At 57.4% G+C, this 21,235-nt stretch carries 24 protein-coding genes; 5 read left to right on the top strand and 19 right to left on the bottom strand.

All coding sequences use genetic code 11. The features are described 5' to 3' along the window. Positions 1–23: 23 nt before the first annotated feature. From SJQ66_RS25925 to metC, 6 genes are all read right to left on the bottom strand, one after another. On the bottom strand, positions 24–1,631 hold the full coding sequence (locus SJQ66_RS25925) for an ABC transporter substrate-binding protein (protein WP_036006950.1): 1,608 nt from the start codon (positions 1,629–1,631) through the stop codon (positions 24–26). Positions 1,632–1,695: 64 nt separating this feature from the next. After that, positions 1,696–2,934, bottom strand: coding sequence for an acyl-CoA dehydrogenase family protein (locus SJQ66_RS25920; protein WP_320534716.1), 1,239 nt, complete (start codon positions 2,932–2,934; stop codon positions 1,696–1,698). Positions 2,935–3,149: 215 nt separating this feature from the next. After that, entirely contained in the window at positions 3,150–3,926 is a 777-nt protein-coding gene (locus tag SJQ66_RS25915; RefSeq protein ID WP_024901586.1) for an amino acid ABC transporter ATP-binding protein, read from the bottom strand. Next, a complete protein-coding gene (locus SJQ66_RS25910; protein ID WP_024901585.1) occupies positions 3,923–4,573 on the bottom strand; it encodes an amino acid ABC transporter permease in 651 nt (216 codons plus the stop codon). Before SJQ66_RS25910 ends, SJQ66_RS25915 begins: the two co-directional genes overlap by 4 nt. Beyond that, positions 4,574–5,419 (bottom strand): transporter substrate-binding domain-containing protein, encoded by an 846-nt coding sequence (locus SJQ66_RS25905; RefSeq protein ID WP_320534715.1) that lies wholly within the window; start codon positions 5,417–5,419, stop codon positions 4,574–4,576. It lies immediately after the preceding gene. Positions 5,420–5,466: 47 nt separating this feature from the next. Next, positions 5,467–6,615, bottom strand: coding sequence for a cystathionine beta-lyase (metC, locus tag SJQ66_RS25900; RefSeq protein ID WP_320534714.1), 1,149 nt, complete (start codon positions 6,613–6,615; stop codon positions 5,467–5,469). A gap of 121 nt (positions 6,616–6,736) precedes the next feature. Between metC and SJQ66_RS25895 the strand changes: the two genes are divergently transcribed. Further along, positions 6,737–7,678: a LysR substrate-binding domain-containing protein gene (locus SJQ66_RS25895; RefSeq protein WP_253465120.1), complete on the top strand. Its 942-nt coding sequence runs from the start codon at positions 6,737–6,739 to the stop codon at positions 7,676–7,678. A gap of 42 nt (positions 7,679–7,720) precedes the next feature. Here the strand turns inward: SJQ66_RS25895 and SJQ66_RS25890 are convergent, their stop codons facing one another. Then, on the bottom strand, positions 7,721–8,602 hold the full coding sequence (locus SJQ66_RS25890) for an aldo/keto reductase family oxidoreductase (RefSeq protein ID WP_253465116.1): 882 nt from the start codon (positions 8,600–8,602) through the stop codon (positions 7,721–7,723). 89 nt (positions 8,603–8,691) lie between these two features. Between SJQ66_RS25890 and SJQ66_RS25885 the strand changes: the two genes are divergently transcribed. Next, on the top strand, positions 8,692–9,339 hold the full coding sequence (locus SJQ66_RS25885) for a TetR/AcrR family transcriptional regulator (RefSeq protein ID WP_024901580.1): 648 nt from the start codon (positions 8,692–8,694) through the stop codon (positions 9,337–9,339). Positions 9,340–9,607: 268 nt separating this feature from the next. Here SJQ66_RS25885 and SJQ66_RS25880 read toward each other — a convergent pair whose 3' ends face one another. Beyond that, positions 9,608–11,719 (bottom strand): DUF6600 domain-containing protein, encoded by a 2,112-nt coding sequence (locus tag SJQ66_RS25880; RefSeq protein WP_253465113.1) that lies wholly within the window; start codon positions 11,717–11,719, stop codon positions 9,608–9,610. Between SJQ66_RS25880 and SJQ66_RS25875 the strand changes: the two genes are divergently transcribed. Both SJQ66_RS25875 and SJQ66_RS25870 read left to right on the top strand, forming a co-directional pair. Then, on the top strand, positions 11,718–12,071 hold the full coding sequence (locus SJQ66_RS25875; RefSeq protein ID WP_024901578.1) for a hypothetical protein: 354 nt from the start codon (positions 11,718–11,720) through the stop codon (positions 12,069–12,071). The genes SJQ66_RS25880 and SJQ66_RS25875 overlap by 2 nt on opposite strands. After that, entirely contained in the window at positions 12,064–12,249 is a 186-nt protein-coding gene (locus tag SJQ66_RS25870; protein ID WP_024901577.1) for a hypothetical protein, read from the top strand. Before SJQ66_RS25875 ends, SJQ66_RS25870 begins: the two co-directional genes overlap by 8 nt. A gap of 440 nt (positions 12,250–12,689) precedes the next feature. Here SJQ66_RS25870 and SJQ66_RS25865 read toward each other — a convergent pair whose 3' ends face one another. Then, positions 12,690–13,760 carry an alpha/beta fold hydrolase gene (locus SJQ66_RS25865; protein WP_036006939.1) on the bottom strand — a complete coding sequence of 357 codons (1,071 nt, stop codon included), beginning with the start codon at positions 13,758–13,760 and terminating at the stop codon, positions 12,690–12,692. A 421-nt stretch (positions 13,761–14,181) separates the two neighbouring features. Between SJQ66_RS25865 and SJQ66_RS25860 the strand changes: the two genes are divergently transcribed. Then, a complete protein-coding gene (locus tag SJQ66_RS25860; RefSeq protein WP_157684899.1) occupies positions 14,182–16,032 on the top strand; it encodes an amidohydrolase family protein in 1,851 nt (616 codons plus the stop codon). Between the two features lie 507 nt (positions 16,033–16,539). Here the strand turns inward: SJQ66_RS25860 and SJQ66_RS25855 are convergent. The 10 genes from SJQ66_RS25855 to SJQ66_RS25810 all read right to left on the bottom strand — a co-directional run bounded on the left by SJQ66_RS25855 (position 16,540) and on the right by SJQ66_RS25810 (position 21,204). Next, the gene (locus tag SJQ66_RS25855; RefSeq protein ID WP_253465110.1) at positions 16,540–17,025 is read right to left on the bottom strand and encodes a hypothetical protein; all 486 of its coding nucleotides are present in this window, start codon (positions 17,023–17,025) and stop codon (positions 16,540–16,542) included. Positions 17,026–17,235: 210 nt separating this feature from the next. Beyond that, positions 17,236–17,496 (bottom strand): hypothetical protein, encoded by a 261-nt coding sequence (locus SJQ66_RS25850; RefSeq protein ID WP_253465107.1) that lies wholly within the window; start codon positions 17,494–17,496, stop codon positions 17,236–17,238. A 21-nt stretch (positions 17,497–17,517) separates the two neighbouring features. Beyond that, a complete protein-coding gene (locus SJQ66_RS25845) occupies positions 17,518–17,781 on the bottom strand; it encodes a hypothetical protein (protein WP_253465105.1) in 264 nt (87 codons plus the stop codon). A 9-nt stretch (positions 17,782–17,790) separates the two neighbouring features. After that, positions 17,791–18,060 (bottom strand): hypothetical protein, encoded by a 270-nt coding sequence (locus SJQ66_RS25840; protein WP_253465102.1) that lies wholly within the window; start codon positions 18,058–18,060, stop codon positions 17,791–17,793. 1 nt (position 18,061) lies between these two features. Continuing rightward, entirely contained in the window at positions 18,062–18,652 is a 591-nt protein-coding gene (locus SJQ66_RS25835; protein ID WP_320534713.1) for a PAAR domain-containing protein, read from the bottom strand. Positions 18,653–19,023: 371 nt separating this feature from the next. After that, entirely contained in the window at positions 19,024–19,251 is a 228-nt protein-coding gene (gene yidD, locus SJQ66_RS25830; RefSeq protein ID WP_301291083.1) for a membrane protein insertion efficiency factor YidD, read from the bottom strand. Positions 19,252–19,478: 227 nt separating this feature from the next. Then, positions 19,479–20,099, bottom strand: a complete 621-nt coding sequence (locus tag SJQ66_RS25825) for an SHOCT domain-containing protein (RefSeq protein ID WP_320534712.1) — start codon at positions 20,097–20,099, stop codon at positions 19,479–19,481. A 36-nt stretch (positions 20,100–20,135) separates the two neighbouring features. After that, positions 20,136–20,291, bottom strand: coding sequence for a hypothetical protein (locus SJQ66_RS25820; protein WP_253465091.1), 156 nt, complete (start codon positions 20,289–20,291; stop codon positions 20,136–20,138). A 349-nt stretch (positions 20,292–20,640) separates the two neighbouring features. Continuing rightward, positions 20,641–20,934, bottom strand: coding sequence for a phage integrase central domain-containing protein (locus SJQ66_RS25815; protein WP_253465089.1), 294 nt, complete (start codon positions 20,932–20,934; stop codon positions 20,641–20,643). Between the two features lie 90 nt (positions 20,935–21,024). Next, entirely contained in the window at positions 21,025–21,204 is a 180-nt protein-coding gene (locus SJQ66_RS25810) for an Arm DNA-binding domain-containing protein (protein ID WP_253465086.1), read from the bottom strand. Between the last annotated feature and the right edge of the window lie 31 nt (positions 21,205–21,235).

Raw genomic sequence — 21,235 nt, 5'->3', positions numbered from 1 at the left:
GAGTCACGTGGGCGGACAAGACGTTATTTCTTTGCGTCGATCCATGCATCGGATGCATCGCCGGACAAAACATCCACACTATTGACCCAGTCGTGCAAGTACGTTCTGCTCACGGTCAAGGTGGGTACACTTGCCAGTGGTAGTACGGGCAAATCGCTGCCGACAATTCGTTGAATCTCGCGGAAATTGGCGGCACGCTTGTTGTCATCGACGGCCTCGGCGGCTTCGCTGAACAGACGATCGACCTCGTCATTCTGGTAATGCGAGGCATTGACCCAGATCAAGGGATGGGGGACGCCATCAGACCAGTAGATGCGTTGCACGCCGACGCTGGGGTCGTACAGTCGTCCCAGACCATTGATGTTCAAATCGAAATCGCGTGTTGTGTACACGTGCTTTAAATAAGTGGGCAGATCGCCGCCAATGATCGTCGCGGCAATGCCGATTCGTTTCAACGACGATCGGAGAAAATCAGCGGTATGGGCAAAGTTGATACCGGGGATATAGGTGATCCGTAGCGAGAAGCGTTCGCCATTGGCCTTGCGCGGATAGCCGGCCTGATCCAGCAGACGGTTGGCGGCGTCGATATCGAACGGATAGTGGAAAGTGCTGTCATCGTAATACGATTGCAGTACCTTCGGTACCGGCGAGTCGATACGCTGCGCACGACCAAAAAGTACGACCTTCACAATCAAGTCGCGATTGACGGCTTGAGCAATGGCGTGGCGGACTTCAGGTTTCGCCAGAATGGGGTTTTCAACGTTGAACTCGAGAAACGATGCATTATTGAGATATGCATCGGTCGTACTATCCACCCGCAATGCCGGATTTTTCCCGAGGCGATCCAGGTCGGGCAGCGCCACGTTTTCAGCGATATCGGCGCCCCCCGATTCCAGCGTCGTCGCGATCGCACTCGCATCGGGAATGATCTTGATGATGATCCGATCAAGGTACGGGTGACCTGTACGCCAGTAATGCGGGTTGCGGCGCAACTCGATGTAATCCCCACGCTTCCAATTGACGAGGATATATGGGCCGGTGCCGATAGGTGCGTTTGTATTCGGGCTCGACAATGGATCATCGGGGTTAGGATAGCGATGCCGCGGCACGATGGGTGTTTCAGCCGACGATAGCGCCTTGATCAGGTACGGTGCCGGCTTTGTTAATACGAGAACAGCCGTCAAGGGATCCGGTGTTTCTACCGTCGTCACATTCGCGAACGTGATCCGGCCACGCGGACCGCGCTGCTTTTGCTGCAGGATGGAGAATTTGACGTCTTCCGAGGTGAGCGCTTCACCATCACTGAACCGGACGTTGGGTCGCAGATGAAAGGTGTAGCGCAAGCCGTCCGCACTGATTTCCCAGGATTGCGCCAGCAGCGGTTGCGCAACAAAATGGGGGTCATAGCGCAGCAGCCCTTCCGTGATCTTTGTGCTGATATCGCGATCGTCGGTCTTGGTATCAAGGAAAGATACGAGTGCGGTCGGTTGTGACGCCGTGGCGAACGTCACGGTGCCGCCGCGTTGCGGCGTGACCGAGGCGCTTGACGAAGGCCCTGTTTCCGCCGCTTGTAACGGCGCTGTCGCGAGGAACCACGACAACAGAACAGGGAAGGCAGCGCGACGAATCATGAATGTTTTCTCCATGGCAGGCATGACGTCGACACGTTCATTGACAACGAGCCAGATCTTTATCTCACGACGATTGCGTTTTCTGCGCGTCGAGTGCGTGCGTACCGGCACCATCCAGAATGAGATCATTTTGGGGATGATGTATGCGGCTGCACAACACGTCGCGAAAGTGCCGTTCGAGAGGGTTATGCCGTGACAACGCGTGGTTCCCGCTTATTTCCACAGCCTTGTTGATGGCGGCAATGACATTTTGTGTCACTGTGTATTTCACCAGACCGAAAGACACCGATGGCGGGCCAAATGTATTGTCATTGGCGTGCCGGACACGGTCTTCGTATAAATGAACGTCGTATTGATGCCTTGCCTGCCAGAGCAGCAAGGCGTTGGTTTCGAGAAGGCCCGCAATTTCGCCTACGGCCTGTCGGATACGTGGTGCCGCGGATAGCGAGGTGCCGAGGCTCGAAGGCGTACGTGATGCGATCCAGCGCAGCAGCCAGGCATTTGCCGAGCGTGCAACGCCATCGTAAAGCGCGGCCAGAAGAATCGGCAGCCAAGCATTGAGTGGTACGTCCTTGCCTTTCCACGCATCGTTTGGACGGATATCTACCGCGTATTGCGTGGGGAGCGCGACGTCTTTGAAAATAACGTCGTGACTATCGCTGGCGCGCAATCCCAGATGGTCCCACGTTTCTTCCACGCTTACGCCGTCCGCATTGAGCGGCACGAGAAATTCTCCAACCCGTTGTGTTTCGTTGTCGGCCGTTGCCGCCCAGACGATGCCCCAACGCAATTGGCTCGATCCAGTGGAATAGCGTTTCCGGCCACTCAGACGCCACCCGTCGCGCGTGCGGTGAGCGGTGGTTGCCGGCACGCCGCCACGAGATGGACTACCTAACTCTGGTTCGACCCGTAATGCGTTGATCAATGCGCCATCGTGCAAGACGCTGCGCAATACCTCATCCTTGACAGCTTGCGGCCAGGTGCTTGAGTGTGCCACCGCGCGACTGTGATACAGCTGCATCGATAGAATCAACGCCGTTGCAGGATCGGCCTGAGCGATCGTACCGATGACATCGACGACTTGCGGCAAGGGAATATCTGGACCACCCAGGCGAGTGGGGACCGTGAGCGACGTTAGCCCGTGCGAGCGTAGTACATCGAGACTTTCTGAATTGACAACACCCGAACGGTCGTGGGCTTCCGCGCGCAAGGCAAACGATTTGGCCAGCTGCACGGCTGTGCCAACCGGGTCCCGATGGCCAATAGGTTGACGCTCAGGCAGGGTAATGGGGTTTGCGCTCATCCAGCGATCTCCGACAGGATCTGACGAGTATAGAGTCGGAGTCGATGCGGTTTTATATGGTTTTCGTATAAAGTTATCGGCGGTGGTTCCGTTCGTGCCGTGCACTGCGCGATGGTGTCGCACAGGCAGTCGTGGAAGCAAACCCTGGCGTTGTGTCCGGGGGCGGTTAGCCGCTATGGAATGAAATCACACCGCCCGTCTCCTCCGGCATTATCCTAGCCGCCAATGCGACTCAAAAAGCGCCGAACCTCTTCGGGTGCATCGTCACGGAAAAAGGTTTCGGGCGGCGTGTCGGATAGGACAACGCCGTCACGCATGAAAACGATGCGATCGGCGACATCACGGGCAAATTTCACTTCGTGGGTCACCACCAGCATGGTCATCCCGTCGGAGGCGAGCTCTCGCATGGTCTGCAAGACATCATCTCGAAGGGCCGGGTCCAGCGCGGACGTCGGCTCGTCGAAAAGGATCACTTCCGGCTCCATGGCCAGTGCACGCGCAATGGCGACCCGTTGCTTTTGTCCTCCGGACAATTTCGCTGGATAGGCGTCTGATTTATCGAGCATGCGCACCCGTGACAACTGTTGCCGTGCCAGCGCCTGCGCGCGCGAATGGGATATGCCTTTGACGAACCGCGGCCCTTCCATCACATTGGCCAATGCGGTCATATGGGGAAACAGATTGAACGATTGAAAAACCATCGCGCTTTTTTGACGCATTGCCTGAATCTGTTTGTGATCGCGACGTGAAAGGCGCGCATCCGGCCTGATCGTCAAAGGGATGCCGCAGATCTCGACCGTTCCGCTATCGGGCATATCGAGGAAGTTCAACGACCGCAGCAAGGTTGTCTTTCCGGAGCCGGACGGCCCCATGATGACAACCACTTCGCCCTTGTTCACCAAGAAGTCGATACCACGCAATACCCGGTTTGCACCGAATGATTTTACGATTCCGGTTGCCCGGACGGAGACTTGCGATGGGATAGGCGTCATTTCATGTGTCTCGAGAAACGCATTTCTACCAAACCTTGGATGATCGTCAGGACTTGGTTGATAATCCAGTAAATGATCCCGACGATCAGGAACATCTCCATGTACCGAAATGTGGCGGCTCCCACCTGATCGGCGACGCGGGTTATTTCGACCACGGTGATCGTCGACGCCAGGGACGTGTCTTTCATCAAGGCGATCAGGCGACTACCGACGGGCGGTACCGCGATCCGCAATCCCTGCGGCAAAATAATCCGCGACATCGCGCGCCAGTACCCCATGCCCATCGATCGTGCCGCTTCCCATTGCCCAGGATCGACTGCGTTGATACCAGCTCTGAAGTTTTCACTGAGATAGGAGGCAGAGAACAACGTCAGTGCGGTAATCGATGCCGGGATGGGGTCCATGTTGATACCGAAACTCGGTAAGCCAAAGTAGATCAATAACAGTTGCACGAGTAACGGCGTGCCACGGAATATCGAGACATAAGCAAAACCCAACCAGCGAAGCGCCGCAATGGACGAAATTCGGGCGAGTGCGATCAAGATGCCGAGTATTGAGCCAAGTACGAACGAACTCGCCCCAAGCATCAACGTTGTTGGAATAGCCGTTTCAAGAAGCGGCCAAGCACGTGAGAGTAACGCCCACATTTACTGTTCCTTCTTCGCGATCTCAATACTGCTGACCATGTCGTAGTCTGCACCGACCCAGCGCTTCGAGATATTCGCGAGCGTGCCATCGTTGATCATGCTTTGGATTGCGTAGGTGACCGCTTGTTTCAGCTCAGGCTGTCCTTTCGCCAGTGCCGGTGCGGATAGCTGATACGTCAAGGGCTCTCCCACTTCCTTTACAGGGAGATGGTTGACGTTTGCATACTTCAATCCGCCGAAATGGGAGATGATGACCGAGTCGACTCGCCCAATTGCCAGGTCGCTGAATACGAGTGCGCCATTCTCGTAACTCTTGATGGTCGAGTCTTTCAAGTTCGCTTTCGCCCATGCTTCGTTACTGGAACCGGTCGTAACACCAACGCTTTTCCCTGCAAGGTCGGCGCGAGAGGCGATGCGGCTCTCATTGCGTACGAAAATACGGAATTGTTCGACGCCGTATGGTGCCGCGAAGTCGATTTGCTTTTCACGCTCAGCGGTTGGCGTCAGGTCATTCATGACGAGATCGTATTTGCCCGTCTTCAAACCCTCGACAAAGTTTTTAAAAGAATCCGCCACGAATACTACCTTGGCAATTTTGAGGCGTTTTGCCAGTTCTTGGGCCACCGCGACGTCATATCCTTCGGGGCGGTTGTCCACGCCGAGCATGCTCCAGGGGGGCGTGCTCGGCGTATTGGCAATGCGGATCACGCCGGCGTTACGCATTTTCGTGAGGCTGTCCTCGGCGTGTGCCGCGGCGCTTGCGAGACACGCCGAGACGGCCATGACCCCAATAGTCACCGCACGGGCAAACGTCGGTGCAACCGGCGACAAAAACGATCGATTCATCTTCCTACTCCATCATCTGAGGCAGTGTGCGGAAATGCGGGATGCGGTTAAACCGCGGCGTTGAATGCGGACAATGCGGCATCCAGGTCGGCGATCAGTTCATCGGCGTCTTCGAGTCCGATGGAAATGCGGACCACGGGCTGATCAGTTAGCGGGAATGCCCGGTCACGTTGCAACGCTGCCGGATAGAATGCGGCCAGGCTATGCACGCCGCCCCAGCTTGCGCCTATCACGAACAAACGTAATGTGTCGAAGAAGGCGGTATAAGCTGCGTCTGTCGCGGGACGGAGGATGACGGACATCAAGCAGCCGTGACCAGAGAAGTCACGTTTCCACCGCGCGTGCCCCCGGCTGCTCGGAAGTGCGGGAAACAGAACTTCCTGGACCGCATCGTGTTTGCTGAGCCATTCGGCTACGCGTAGTGCGGAATTCGCCTGCGCTTCGAAACGAACTTTGAGCGTTTCGAGCCCACGCATCACCAGGAAGCAGTCGTCTGGACTGGTCTGTTGGCCGGTAATGCTTTGCGTTTCGCGGAGCGTCTCATAATGCGCAAAATCGCGCACCGTGATTGCGCCAACGAGCAGATCCGAATGGCCGCCGAAATATTTCGTGGCGGCCTGTATGCAAAAATCGATGCCGAGATCGAGTGGCCTGAAGGCTAGGGGACTGGCCCAGGTATTGTCGATCATCGTCAACACCTGTTTCTGGCGCGCAACGGCGGCGATGGCGGGTATATCGGCGACTTCCATCGTTACGGTGCCGGGCGCCTCAAGGCAGATCATTTTGGTATTCGGCTTGATCAAGGCGTCGATCTCGGCACCGATTGTTGGATCGAATTGCTCCACCTCCACGCCGAAGTGTGCCAGCCACTTCGCGGCGAACGTCTTCAGGGAGCCGTAGCAAGATGCTGAAATCAAGAGATGATCACCGCCGCGTATGAAGCCCATCACCGTCGTTATCAATGCCGAGGCGCCCGAGGGCACGACGATGCAATACCCGCCGCCTTCAAGCTCCGCGATACGGTGTTCCAGTTCCCGCGCGGTGGGGGTTCCCGTGATGCCATAACTGAAGCCGTCAGGCTGTCTGTCCTTGCGGCGCGCAAAATCATCCAGGGAATCGAAGACGACCGTCGAGGCGCGCACCACCGCTGGCGACAGGCTGCGAAAAGGTTGAGGCGTGGATTGAATGGGTTTCATGATCGAATCTACGAAAACGACGTTGAGAGCACTTTTTCTGAGATGCAGTCTATCGGCTGGTATGATTTCTGAAACACCGGAAATAATTAGGTCTATAAGCAGAAGTTATGGGGCGTGAGACATGGGAATACGGGAAATCGAGGTTTTTCGGGCCGTCATGACGTCGGGCAGCACCAGCAAGGCGGCGGGTCTGCTAAATATTTCCCAGCCGGCCGTTAGCCAATCGATTCGCAAATTGGAGGAAAGCGCGAAGCTGCGGTTGTTCGAGCGCGTTCGTGGTCGTCTCTTGCCAACCCAGGAAGCACTGGCGTTGATGAATGACGTCGATCGCTATTTCGTTGGCTTCGAGGTCATCGAACACCGTATCCGTAGCTTGGGGACATATGGCCTGGGGAGATTGGCTATTGCCTCTTTGCCCGCGCTGGGAACGGGATTCATCCCCCGAGTGATTTCGCATTTCGGTGCCGAAGCGCGGCAGGTGCAGATATCCCTGCAAATCATGAGTTCACGCGAAGTACATGAGCGGGTCAGCGCCGGGCAAGCTGACTTTGGCCTGATGTCCGATGAAATGTCATTCTCGGGCCTGGAGCACTCTCCTTTCATTAACATGCCCGGTGTGGCGGTGATGAATGCCCAGCACCCGTTGGCGAAGTCGCCGGGTGTTAGAACCAGTGATTTGAATGGCTTGTCGTTTATCGCGCTGAACCCGGAGGATAGTATGCGTCGCCGGCTCGAGGCGCGGCTCGACGAGATGCACATCAAGATGCGCCCGGTCGTGGAGACGCCTTATTCACATACGGTTTGCGAACTGGCGTTGGCCGGGGTCGGCGTAGGCATAGCGCATCCGATCGTGGCGATCGACTATCTGGCGCGTGGTCTGGCGATCAAGCCAATCGAGGTCGAAACGGTTTTTACAAGCGTCCTCGTTTTTCGTGCGGGAAGTCCGCTGTCTGAAAACGCTAAACAGTTTTTACGGAGCATGCGCGTGCAGTTGTCCCGCGACGAAAAGGTCGTCGAGAAGGCGCTGAAGGTGGGCGCGTCGCGTGTAGGTGGGGGCGTTTGAGTGCGCATCGTCGGTGATAGGTCTGTCGCGAACATCACCAATCTAGTCTTTCGTTTTTCTGGAAGCGATTTTGTCGAGTGATGACAAGACATTTTCTGGCAGATGAAGATTCACGCTGTTGATGTTCTGCTTCAGATGCTCGGTGGAGGAAGTTCCCGGTATCAGGAGAATGTTTGGCGAGCGTTGTAACAACCATGCAAGCGCTACTTGCATCGGTGCTGCGCCGCATTGCTCTGCGGCGTGGATCAGCGCATCGGATTGCAAAGGAGAGAAGCCGCCAAGCGGGAAAAACGGGACATAGGCGATGCCATCTTCTGCAAGGCTGTCAATCAGCGCGTCATCGTTCCGATGGGCGACGTTGTACATGTTCTGCACGCACACAATGGGCGTAATCGCGCGTCCCTGGGCAACCTGTTTTGCAGTCACATTACTTAGCCCGATATGACGAATCAAGCCTTTCATCTGCAACTCCGCAAGTGCGGTCAAAGGCGCTTCGATATCGCCCTCGGTGGGTGCCGCGACGTCGAACATCACGCGAAAATTCACTACATCAAGTGCATCGACACCAAGATTGCGCAGGTTCTCATACACGGCTGATTCCAATTCGGCCGCGGATGATGCGACGTTCCACGAGGCATCGCTACCCCTGCTAGCACCTACTTTCGTGACAATGGTGAGCGCGTCGGGATAGGGGTGGAGCGCCTCGCGGATAAGCTGATTTGTAACGTGAGGACCATAAAAATCACTCGTGTCGATATGCGTGATTCCGCTTTCAACCACGGCACGTAGCACGGAAATCGCTGCTGCCCTGTCTTTGGGTGGTCCGAAAACGTGAGGACCGGCTAGCTGCATCGCGCCATAGCCCATGCGTGTAACAGAAAGGTCGCCAAGTTGAAAAGTACCCGCCCGCGTAACGTCAGTCATTTATCCACTCCTTCTTTCGGCTGTTTATTTCTATAGACACAAGATGTTCGGATAGAATACGAATAATTATTCATATTGTGAATTCGCATATGCCCACAGAGAACGGCCGGGGACTGAACGCCCGCAAACAGCCGCAACAGGCGCGTTCTCAGGCGACAGTGGACGCGATTTTCGATGCAACTATTCAGGTTTTGCTGGTTGACGGGTTGCAGCGACTTACCACGATTCGGGTGGCAGAGCGAGCTGGCGTATCAATCGGAACGCTTTACCAGTACTTTCCTCAAAAACAGGCCCTTCTTTTTGCCGTGCTGCAGCGACACCTGGAAAGGGTGGTGCGAGCTATCGAGGACGCCGCGGCGTCAGCGCATAACGCTTGTTTGTCGATGATGGTGAAGGAGGTTATTGCCGCATTCGTGAAAGCGAAGACGGAGAGCCTGGAGGAATCGCGTGCCTTATACGCGGTTGCCTTTGAAATCGACTCGCGCGAATACGTTCGCGAAATCGAGGCACGCAACCGCGCGGCGCTAGAGGCTATGCTGAATACGGCTTCCGATGTGCATTTCGACGACCTTTCCATGACCATTTTCATGTTCATGGGAGCCTTGGTTGGTCCCATACGGTTGCTGCTTGAAGGGAAGCCACAGCCCTCAATGATTCGCGCGTTTCGCGGGCAACTTGAGTCGCTCTGTCTGGGGTATCTCGAACGCGAGGCACGACCAAGATTTACGGCGGACTAGTTGCCACCGTTGCAGGAAAATAGGATACGCCGGTTGAGCGACTGCGAGGGAGCGGCCCGACTTGGATTTTCGTTTCGTGGAAGGGTGCTCGACTGTCGCGATTTTTTAAGCTGACACGCACGCGTGAACGCGTTTGCCGAGCCTCCGCCCGTACAATACCAGGCGTAGGCTTGATTCCAGCATCATGGCGAACAGGGAAATGATGCGCTGTGGCAGGGCAAGAAGTTGAGGCTGCATTGCGGCCATGCTCGGCATGGCCGCAGCGTGCTTAGTTCCGATGCTCCTCTCGATGTTCGTTCCCTGGCTTGTGCTCTGCCTCATGAGGCTGCGGCCGAGCGTGTTGCGCCTCTGCATGCGGGTGTGCCGGCTGCTGTGCGGGGCGCGGCTCCTCGCGTGGTTCGGCTGCTCTTTCCGGATGCGGCTTCTCAACGGCTCTTTCATTATTCGGCGCTTCGACGCGTGTTGGCGCGTGCGGTTCAACTTGCCTGTGTTGTTCCACTGCGTGCGGGGCCTCCACTACATGCTGCTCCGGTTGCGCGTGCTCGACGGCTTCTCGTGGATGGGGTACACCGTTTTCATGAGCCTGGATCGCGTGCGGCGGTTCGGCGTTTTGCGGCCGAGGCGCTGCGGGATTCGGCACGGTTCGTGGTTCCGGTGCGCGCACCTGCGGTTGAGCCGGCGCGGCGGAATGCGCTGCTGGTGCTTCAACATGGTGGCCCGGCACCCCCTGTGCGCTCACCGGGTGTACTTGTGCGCGATTGATGACGCGAAATCCCGCAGGCGTGGCCACCGCGCCTGGCGTGCGAGCGGCGAACGCTGCTGGCGCAGTCGTACGCACTACTGGATTACCGGCTCCGGGCACCTTGCCGCCGCTTGCCGCGAATCGTTGCGCCAATGTATCGTGGAATGCTGCGGGGACGACCGGCGCGCGCGTTGCTACCACCTGACGCTGTGCTAGCGCTGCTGGTGCGCCGATGTTTGCCGGTCGCAGCGCGCCGGCAAAGCTCTGCTGAACCGGTGCGATGGCCGGGGCGCCGGCGCCAATCTGTGCATGGGCCAGCATTTGCGCATTGAAAGGACGCGCGGCCTGTGCCACGGGTTGACCTCGCAAGAAGGCATTGGCGGGCACCGCCGTGATGGCACCAGGCGCGCTCTGGTTGATGTAGGTGTTATGGATGTTGGTGACGTTATTGACGATCGTCGTATTGTGAACATTGGTAATGTTCACGTTGTTGATGCGATTGTAATAGGCGGGACTGTAGTGGTAGGCCGGATGCCATGCCTCCCCGGGTCCGAGTGCGAACCAAGCGACGCCCGCGCCGACGGTTGCGCCAATTGCAAGATCGACACCCCAACGTGGTCCGCCGTTACCGCCGCCCACGAAGGCCACCAAGGCCGGGGCATAGACAGGCGGCTGAGCGACGATCGGTCCCGGTACCCAGGCCCACGCATGGCTGACATAGGCCCAACGACCGTAATGGAAGGGTGCGAAGCCCCAGGGCGCATCGTCCACCCACGTCCATCCCCAGGGCGCAATCCACGCCCAGTGTCCTTCGTGATAGGGTGCCCAACCGGCCGTCACTGCCACGGTGGGTACCCACACTTCGCCATAGGTTGGATCACTGCGCCACGTACCATTGGCGTCGAGGTCTTCGTACCCCGGTATCTCACGCGATACATAGCGCGCGGAGATCGAGTCGTCTTCCGCGCGATCGCGACTGGCGACCCATTGGTCGAACGCATCGAGTCCTGGCGCCGCACCGCCTGCTTGTTGCTGTAGGCCCGTGCCGACAAATTGGATTTGCTGACCGGCGCGCATCTGGAATGAACCACCGTCGCCATACAACGTGGCATTGCCTGCGCGCAGCGTCACCGTGGTCGAACTGCCGTCGGCGGCGACATCGATGCGGAACAGACCCGGTGTTGTCGCGACGAGTGCGACGTTCGGCGTATCGATCTCGAAGCTCTGACCCGCGGGCAGCGCGCGAACGTGTGCAGACAGCGTGCCTTGTGTCACTTTCAATTGGGTAATAGTGTCATTCAGATTCACAATGTCGAGCGCCGTCTGATGATCCAGTCGTAATGCCGTCGAACCTGTATGCAATTCTGCGCGGGCGTTGGCATCGGCCCACAACTGATCGCCCGTGGTGAGTGGGCGATTCAACACGGCATAGGACCATTCGGTTAAGCCTGCTGGTTCCAGCGTCACCGTCCCGGCGAAGTAGTTCAGACGCGCGACACGGGAGGGCGGATCACCCGCCGATGCCGCAGGCGATCCCGGCGACGGTACCTGTTGTGCCTCGCTGGAAAGAGGCGCTAAAGCAAGGAAAGCGGACGCCGCGATGGCAATTGCACGGACGCGGTGAAGGGATGTCGTCATGACGGGCTGCTCCGAGAGTCTCGATATTGTCGTTTTTGGAAGGCCGGAATCGCGCCTTTTGTTCGCTGCTGAGCGTACTAACGCGAAGAATAAGCCTGCGGATGACAGTGGCGGTGCAACCTTTCATACGAATTTGCTACAAAATGTGAGGATAATGAGTTCGTCTAAAAAAACTTTGTCGCGTGGACAAGTTGATTGGCAAACGTGGGAATGCCTGATCTCGTCATGCAGTGCGATGCAAAAGACGTTTGCCGGAAGCAACCTTTCATTCGGTAAGGGGGCGATCGCGGTTTTGATTTCCGATCCTAATAAAGTGATTGGTATGCTAAATCGCTACGGATGGCGTGTTTGATGGCATGCGTGGCGTGCCGTATGTCGTGGATGCGGAAATGCCATCCACCGACATCAAATTTTATCGAAAGCAGATTTCGGTGGATGCGGATTTCTTTTTTACTACGTCACATTACGTAGTACTTTCGATTATCGATGTCGGCAACAGCATGCGTTTGGAAAAAAATGGCAAAACGTAAGGAAAATGCGATGGCTGCACGAACGCTGGGTTGCAAATCATAAGAAGATATGGCGGCAGTACAGCCTTGCTGGCTTGGGCACTCGCCGACGTAAGCGCAAACGAATCGCAGTTGTGCGAGATCCGCTGATTGACCTTGTCTATAAACGTAAACACCGGGCCGGAACGTGCGGGCAAGTGCTTGACGCCTGCGCTTACGAATCAGGCGTTATGCTGTCGTTCATCCGACCAGGCAAGTCCGTTGAGAAAGCGTATATCGATACCTTCAACGGAAAATTTCGTGACCCTACCTGTCGTTGTCTGAAGCCTGCGCAGGAGCGTTTTCTCGCTCATCGCTGCCACTTTGGCCAGGTCGGCTATCGGTGGATACCGACGCTGTGGTTAGTCGGCATGGCGCCAATGCGTCGTCGCGCGCTGCCGGAGATCGCAAGCGGTTTCATGTCAGTGCCGTGGCAGCGATTGGATGAATTGCTGCAACTGCTGTGCATAGAACTTCGCCATGCCGGTGGTGCCGTGGCCGCGCGTCTTGTCGCTGGCCGGGATCAGCAGCACGCGCGCGTTGGGTAGATGCTTTATGGCGGCTTGCAGTACGCCCGTTTGCGGCGGGTTGCGTTCGTCGTCGGCCGAGTTGATCGCCAGTAACGGCACCTTGATGTTGGTCAGCGTCGGCATGGCGTTGTAGTCTGCCGATGATCCCCATTGATAGATGAAGTCGTTGGCGTCCGCCGTCACTGGCGCTGCCAAGCGTTCGTCCACCAATTTGTCGGCCTGGGCGTGCGTGCCCGCGATTTTCTGATAGCCCAGCGTGCCGCCCGTGGTGGCGAAGATGAACATGTTGTTGGCCAAGCGCAGCGATGGGGGTTGCGTGGTGTAGTTGCCGTTGTTCCAGGCCGGGTCCTGCTTGATCGATTCCACCAGCATGCGGCGCATGAGCCAGTTTCGGCTGGCCATTTCAGTGGGTTGCGAGGCCATCGGCACCAGGCCGTCGGCGAAGCCTGGATAGTGGCCGCCCCACAGCCACGTCTGCATGCCGCCCATCGAGTTGCCGATGATCAGACGCAGGTGTTTGACGCCCAAGCCTTCGGTGAGCATGCGGTATTGCGCGACTACCATGTCGTCATAGTCATATTGCGGGAAGGCGGCGCGCAGGCCATCCGAGGGCTTGCTGGATTTGCCTACGCCGATGCCATCCGGAATGATGATGAAATATTTGTTGGCGTCCAGCGGCTGGCCGGGTCCGAACAGCTGGCCGCCGAAATCTTTGGACAGCATGGCTTGCGCGGTTTGATAGGTGCCGTGCAGGACCAGCACTGCCGGGTTGTTGGGTTCGCCAAGGGTGATGTAGTGCAGGCGCAGCTTGTCTTGCGTCTGACCGTCATGGAAGGTGAAGCTGGCGGCGATCCAGTCGCCTTCGACCGGCGCCGGTTGGTCGAAGGCGTGTGCTGAAGCGATCGGGAGCAGCAGGGCGGCGCAGGACAGCAGCAGGGTGGCGGTGCGAGAGGTCAGACGCATCAGGCTTGGCATTCGATTTTTATTTTTCAGGGGCGAGAACAACATGTTAGCCGTCCTGGAAAAAGCGTGCAAAGTTGCAGCGGGGCAGGGAGACGCGTAATCGATCACATCAGATACGAGGTGGGGAGAAATTCGCGCTTACGATTGGTCTAATCCGAAAGTCGCCTAAATACGACGTGAACCTGGACCTCGTCCGCCAAATCCGCTTCGCGAAAAACGCAGTGGCTTCGTTTCGTCACAGAGCGAACACAAAGTTCATCTTACGCTGCGGGGACATTGACTACATCTCAAGGAGGAACGACGCGGCATCACGAACCGCTTCCACGCCGAGCACGCTGACCGCGTGCCGCGGGCATGGTTGGCGGTAGCGCGCAAAGCGTACGCTACCGCCGTGGTTCCCTTGTCGACGTCGGCGAACGAAATGCCATCAAACGACATGCAAGTGAGAGACACAGGCGTACAGACCGACTGGCACGACCCGCTGCCGGGCGGTAACGCATCCGAACCGGGCAGCGTTACCCAATCCGCGCCGCGCGACGCACGCCCCTCGCCGCCCGCAGCATTGCAAGGCCTGCCATCGACCAACAGCGCAGCACGCCAGTCCGTGGATCGCACGAGCACGCAACGCAGGCAATCCGTCCGCGCCAGCACCGGAGACGCCAGTGCCCTGCCCGGCTATGCGCGCGCGACACAATCCAGCCAGAACCGCAGCGCGCAACAATTGCAGCAGATTCGAGTGCGTCACCAGCGACAGCATTCGATCGCGGCAGCCGAAGCGCGCGAGGCCAGGGAAGAAAGCGAGGCCGGCGGCGAGGCGCGCGGCTCGGATGCGACACCGAAACCGCGCTACGTCAGCGCCGAGGTCCAGACCGGCATCATCCCCCACCACGATATCCACAATCATTCGATCGGCCCTGGCTATTCGCATACACAGATCGAGGATTTCACGAAAACGCTTGCGCAGAACGCCTATTCGCAGCTGCAATACTTCGACAAGGCCGGCGTCAAGCGATTCGTCTGGGCCCCCATCCCCACTGTCATCGTGCACGGGAAGGTCATGCTGCTCGACCCTTGTGGCAACCATGATCACGAGCATGACCATGCCCACGGCGCGGGAGGCGAAGGGTCATCGTCAACGGCGGCCGTCGGTTCGGACAGCACGGCACCGCAGCCTCACGGTGCGACGCACGCCGATGGCAAGCCAAAGATCGCCACCAGCACGTACTATATGAATGAGGAATACCGCGGCGGGAAAGAGATGACCGGCGAAGCCTTCGACCGAATCACGTCGACGGGCGTACAAGCCTACAACACAAGCGTGGATTGGCAGGTAGGGAAGGCGCACGAGGAACTCGCCCGCGAGCATCCCGAAGCGGCGAAGCGGATTTATCCGTCCATCACCGGCGTCAATCTCGCGGACGCGAACTCCGTGCACTATGTGTTGCGCCTCAAAAAAGAATTCCCCAACCGTTTTTTTATCGTCGGGGAAGCCACGTCGTACAAGGAGTTTGTCGACAAGCAGAACGTCAATTACAAGCATATCGATTTCAGTCCCGAAGCGCCGTTGAACGATTTACTGCGTTTCCTAGGTCGGGCAGGCATGCCGTTTGAATGGCACTGCGACTCCAGCGACGCCGAGCGATGTATCAAGGAAGGAATTCCGGGTCAGGGCGAGCATCGCGCGGGAATCGAGGCGATGGTCGAACGCCACGGCGATACCTCCTTTATCCACGCGCACGTGGGTGGCCTCGGGAAATACGGGCCGCCGGGCGACGATCACGAAGAATGGATCGACGCAATGATGACCAAGCATCCCCATTACAAGGTGGATATTTCGTGGGACGTCGTCGCGGAAAACTATTCACCCCACTCGCGGTTGCCCGACAATCACCCGGGCAAACCGGCCGACGAAGCAGCGCGCAAGGCGCGTATCGAACGACTGGCCACGGTCATTCGCAAACACCCGGACCGCTTCATCATGGGTAGCGATGCCCTGGTGACGCGCAACCCGGAATCCATCTCGGCGACATACAACTTGTATGCGAATCGGCCGGGCGGCGGCATGGATCCCGCTGGCAAGCTCGGGTTGTTCGACTACCTGCCGCCGAAGATCCTGACGAAGGTGTTGAGCGGGAATTTCGAGACGGTTCTGGACAAGGCGGAAGCAGATGGCCGTCGCTACGAAGCGGAGGTCATGCCGGAGGATATGCGCTCGATGCAGGCGGAGATCGTCCAGAACAGTCGGACGCCGAACGTGTGGCCTGCAGTGTAGACCCCCGCCGCGTCACACGCCTCGACATCGACCGAAACAGAAAACGTCTGATTTACCGGCGTATCGGCGTATCGGCGCGGCGTTCACCGCGCGCCGTTTCTCAAATCAAAACGGCTCCCTCGGGCGGGACTGCGTTGATTGGGTTCTGTCGCAATAAGTGAGTTTGGTATTTTGAAGACCTCTAACCCACCCCTGAAAATACCCCCCAGGTACCCCCGGAACGTACGGGAATGAAAACCCCTCGGAAGCTAGGCCTGTCGGGGGTTTCGCGTATTTCTTGGGAACACGCTGGAATGATCTATGGTCCCCGACAGCTATCACATTAATGATGCAGGGCATTGATTATTAAGGATGGTGTGGTGTTGTAATTTCAAATGTACCCCCAAAAGTACCCCCAGGTGATACTTGCTTGCCGTTTTTAAACCGGCACGATGAACAAACTGCACGTAGATCTCGACGCCGCCACAAGCGGTGTTGCGGAGGTGAGACGCAGGCGCGGTCGCTTGGCTAAGTAAGTGAGCCGCTACCATCGCCCACAATCATGCCGTCCACCGGAAAAACCAATGGCTGCATCAGCTGTACGCCGCTGGCATCCGGGGTAATCCATCCATCGGGCTGTGGCCCCGCGCCATTGAAGATCTCGTCGAACATGGGTGCGTATGGATCGTCAGGATTAATTGGCGGGTGCGTGTACCGTATATGCGCCGGCTCAAATTCTAGCCGGTACTTTTCCCATGCTTTCTGCGTCATCGCAAGAAGCTGCGGCACTCGTACTTCCCGAAGGTGATCATCTGCATCGAAAAGAAACGGATCGCCCGCTGCCTGCGGCACCAGTGCCACATGCGCAGGCAGACAGCCGCAATGTGACAAGCCGTTGCGAACGGTCTTTTCTAGCGACAGAACCTGTTTGCTTTCGATGATGCACTCGAACTGCGGCTGTAATAGCACGTCGAGCCTTACGCTTTTATTTATCGTCTTGCCTTTTTCGTTCAACAAAGGTGGCAGTACGGCGTTCGCGATTGCATCGATTACGCTCAACAACAACAGAGTTGCGGGGTAGCCAAAGGTGCGCCTGCGATTGATGCATCGTCTTGCGACGAATAGCATTTCGTCAATCGTAGCCATCGCCTCAGCACTACGGGTTTGATTTATCACCTGACCTCCAAAGCTTTTGTAGCGAAACGATAATGTGTCGTGCCGCAGTTAGTGCGCTAACCCCGCCAGATACCGCCACGTCGCCTCAAGATCCCCCGCCGCGCCATGCTCCGCAAAGTGCAGCATCCGGTCCCGGTGCTCTGGCGTCCAATGCTGACGGGTAGCCGCTTCCACCGCCAGCCGCGCTATCTCGGTGCGTAGCGTCGCTTCCCGTTCACCGATCAAGTGCCGTAGCGCCGTAGCGTAATAGCCAGTCGGTCGCGCCAAGCCTGCGTAGGCGGCCACCAGGTCGTTTAGGTTCACTTGCATGGTGCATCCTCGTTGTGCCAACTAGGCTTCTGGATGCGGCGTGATGCGATTGATTGGCTTGATTTCCGGATTGGTAAGCTGCAATAACCCAACCGCCAAAGCTCCAAGCTGACGTGCGAATTCGTCATCCACACCATTATCCAGTTCGCTGACGGCGAGCGGCACTTTCATAGCTCGTCCGGACAGTTCACTGATCTTGCTCGCCTCAAGCGTATTAACGACAAACGCGGCTTTGTCGGCGTCCCAGGTGATGACGACGCAATGTGGCGACGGCGATCTTCGCATGAGCTTTGCCTACCCAGCGTCCGGATGGGGGGTTATTTGATCCATTGGCTTCAATGCAGTGTTGCTGAGAGCAAGCAGTTTGACCACCGTCCCCCCGATTTGACGGGCGATTTCGTCATCAATCACGTCATTATGGGTTTCGGTTGGCACCTCAAGCGGAAACGCTTTCGCAAGAATGTTCTCCATCCTTTCCGTCTCGATTGTGTAGTGAACTATGGCGCGCTTTTCATCATCCCAGGCGGTTACGACGCAGCGGGGGGGCTTGGAAGCATCGGACATTTCAGTATCCTCGGCATTGTTGATAAAGTTCGAAGGCTCGTCGTGCACACGCTTGATAAACGGCGGGGTTGCGGCCGCGCATCGCGCTAAGTACGCCGCACTCCTCCATTGACCGCTCATACTGTGCATGGCACTCGGCCTCTTGTTGCTCGCTCACTCCACGGGCCGCAAGCTGCTGGGCGGGGGCTGGCGTGGTCTCGGCGCTGTCGCCAACCTTGACGGCCAATTTCTGGTGAACCGCCACCAGTTTGGGAAGCTTGGCGCATTTGCACAGGCACAGGTCACCACTTAGCGCGATCTGTCGTCCCGATATGGTCATCGGCAAGCGAGGGCCGTTCGCGATGATCTGGCCGGTTGTCTTGCAGGCTGGGCAGTAGACCGGATCTCCGATTAAAGCGGTCCCTTTACCGAAGGCCCCGTGCAATTGTTGCTCGGTGGTCAGCACCGTTCCATCCGTGGTGGTCTTGTCGCCAACGTGGATGACGTATCGGGTCACCATATGTGCTGGAAGGGTTGTACCGATTCGTATACTACCCGCCGCCGCATCGTCGTCAACAGGATCGCTGCTCCAGCGCCCGTTACGCGCGCGCACGCGCGTACTGCTGACAAAGGATTTGCCGCCCCCCCTTTTCCCTATACGCCCGCCCGCGCGTTTTATGCGGTAAAGAAATTGCCGATGTCCCGCGACGCTCGAAGGGCGCGCTTTCCGTGCGAACCTGGGTGACAACCATCGGCTTGGCAAGGGCCGGGATCGTGGATGCCGCCCCTGTTTGTCTAGCGTTGCGCCACCGTCGACGTTAGGTTTTATAAGGTACTCAGACGCGGTAAAGGGTCGCGTTTCAAACGCGACTTCGTAATGCGATGTACGCACCAGATGTCCGACCGTCCGACTGCACGTCGGGGCGTGCTTTAGAGTGGATACCGGAGTGAATGCCGCCGACCCGGAAACCAGGGAAGCCTACCTCATGGCGGGAAATCTATCCCGCCGTGCGGATGCCGGCAACGGCCAATTCGGCGGAGCGCCAGCCGCCATCCTTTGATTGCCCCATGCTGACGAATAGCGATCAGCGCGTACTTGGAGCAAGAGGGCTCAAAGCGGCAGCTATTGCGAAGACGGTTGGGCGCGACGTTGCGATAAAGCCCAATGAACCACTCGCTTAGATCAATCAGGATACCGGAAGGTGACGACATAGTAGTGGGTCGTGGTTGACTTTGCGCCGAACAGAGCCGCGAGGCAACTGGTAGGAACGTCAACGCCGAAACTATCCGTCCGATAAAACTCCCACCCCGCTTGGGCCTGCTCATTCACAATGGTTTCCAGATAGGCAGCTGCTGCGCGCCCTTTTGTTTTTTCGACATTTCGATATTTGGCGGAACCTGCAGCATCTTCTACTGATAACCCATATGCTCCCCGTTGCTCAGATGCTGCTTATTATTCGAGCCTTGATGGTCTCGTATTCGGAATCGCTGATTAGTCCTTGTTCAAGCATTTCCTTTGCTTGTGCCAAGCGTGCGGTCAAGCCAGACGCGGTGTCTATGTCCGTGCCAGTGGCCGTGCTGGACATTTGGAACCCGCCAGCCTTTGCCCGAAGCTCCTCAATCTCACGCAGCCGTCGCTTTTCTCGCCATGCCTGTTCCTGCGCCTGACAAATGCGATATACCGCTTGCGCTTGGACCTTTCGCAGGCCCGTGAATTGAAAGTCTTCACGAGATCCCATAATGGCGAGATCGGGGCTGCGTAAGGCGCTAATGGTCAGCGTCGATCCGAAAATGCCGACCTTGATCCTGGCTTGCTTAATGTCCTGCCACCGAATGTCGACGGGGTTATATCCGGCGATTAGGTTGCGCGAGACCGCGATAAAACGCCCGGAGGTAGCGCTGACAATCGAGCGACGGTGAAATATGGCAAAGATTCTGCGTTGGACGGCGAACTCTTGAAGCGTTTCACCAGGAACCATCATCGATCGGATGTGCGCGACGGCCTTGGTAATACGTGGCTCGCGGTCGGATGCCTGGTGAACCACGATTTCATCTGACATTGCGGCTAATCCTGTTGGGTGCGATGCGGGCGATCATCAGTGCCGCTTCTCGTAGTGATCGCCGGTACGCGCGTTCTTGTAGGTGCCGCCCTTATGCGACGATCCGTGGCCGCCAGCGTAATGGCCGCCGCGTGCGTAAGCAGCGGTGGTGGCGAACAGCGCAATAACGAGAAGCGTAATTATTTTTTTCATGGTCTGACTCGAAGCCCCGCGCTTGATGGCGCGCGGTTTGCCGTCCAGCGGATTGATAGCTATGGCAGGTATGCAGACGCCATTACGACAGATTCCGTAACATCTTTAGGTACGACTTTAGCATTCGAGCACTAAACGCTTCGATAACGCAATATTCTTGCGAGCCCCTGCGCGATCTCTGGTAAATCAAAAATCCTGAAATCGTTTATCGACGTGCTTTTGGGGTCAAATAAATTGCTGTCCATCAACGCCCCATTAGAGCACCCATTATTCAATGAGGGAATGCGCCAGCGGGGCAAGGGAACCCCGTTTTCGGCTGGCCGGCCTATGCGCAGTCTTTTAGCTTGTGTCATTGCTTGCGATGTCTGGGCGAACGTTGTGAAGACTGGAATACCGCGCGAACACGCTGCAAGACGCGCTTGGCAGTTTCACGCACGCCGCGGGCCTCGATCTCGCGAAGCATGGCCACAAGGTGATGCGCCTCGACCTCGGCAATTGGACGATCCCCGATCTTTGGGAAGGCGTCGATCTCCAGGGAGGCAATCACCTTCTCCCCATACACCTTGGGCCATCCACCGGCCTGCTGCTCAAACCACTCGCGGGATAATGCCTCGAAAGACGTTGCCGCAGCCAGGGCGCGCAATCGCTTTTGCTCCTTTTTATCCGCGCCTGGATCGCCGCCAGCAGCGAGGATCGCGCGCGGTAGGTCGTGCCGCTTCCGCGCAGCCGCAAGTCAAAGCTCTGGGTAGACTCCGATCGCCAGCAACTTCTCTTTCCCAGCGAAGCGGTACTTCATTCGCCAGTATCTATAGCCGGTCGGCGCGATCAATAGGAATAGGCCGCCGCTGTCGAATGGCTTGATTGGCTTATCGCCTGGCTTGGTGTTTTTGATTGCGGTGTCGGTGAGCGCCATAGCTTTGTACCCCCGCGATTAGGGTATCTAC

The sequence above is a fragment of the Robbsia andropogonis genome, assembly GCF_034047095.1.
GTDB lineage: Bacteria > Pseudomonadota > Gammaproteobacteria > Burkholderiales > Burkholderiaceae > Robbsia > Robbsia andropogonis.
The sequence above is the reverse complement of the archived record's forward strand: the minus strand, read 5'-3'. Positions and strand labels throughout refer to the sequence as shown.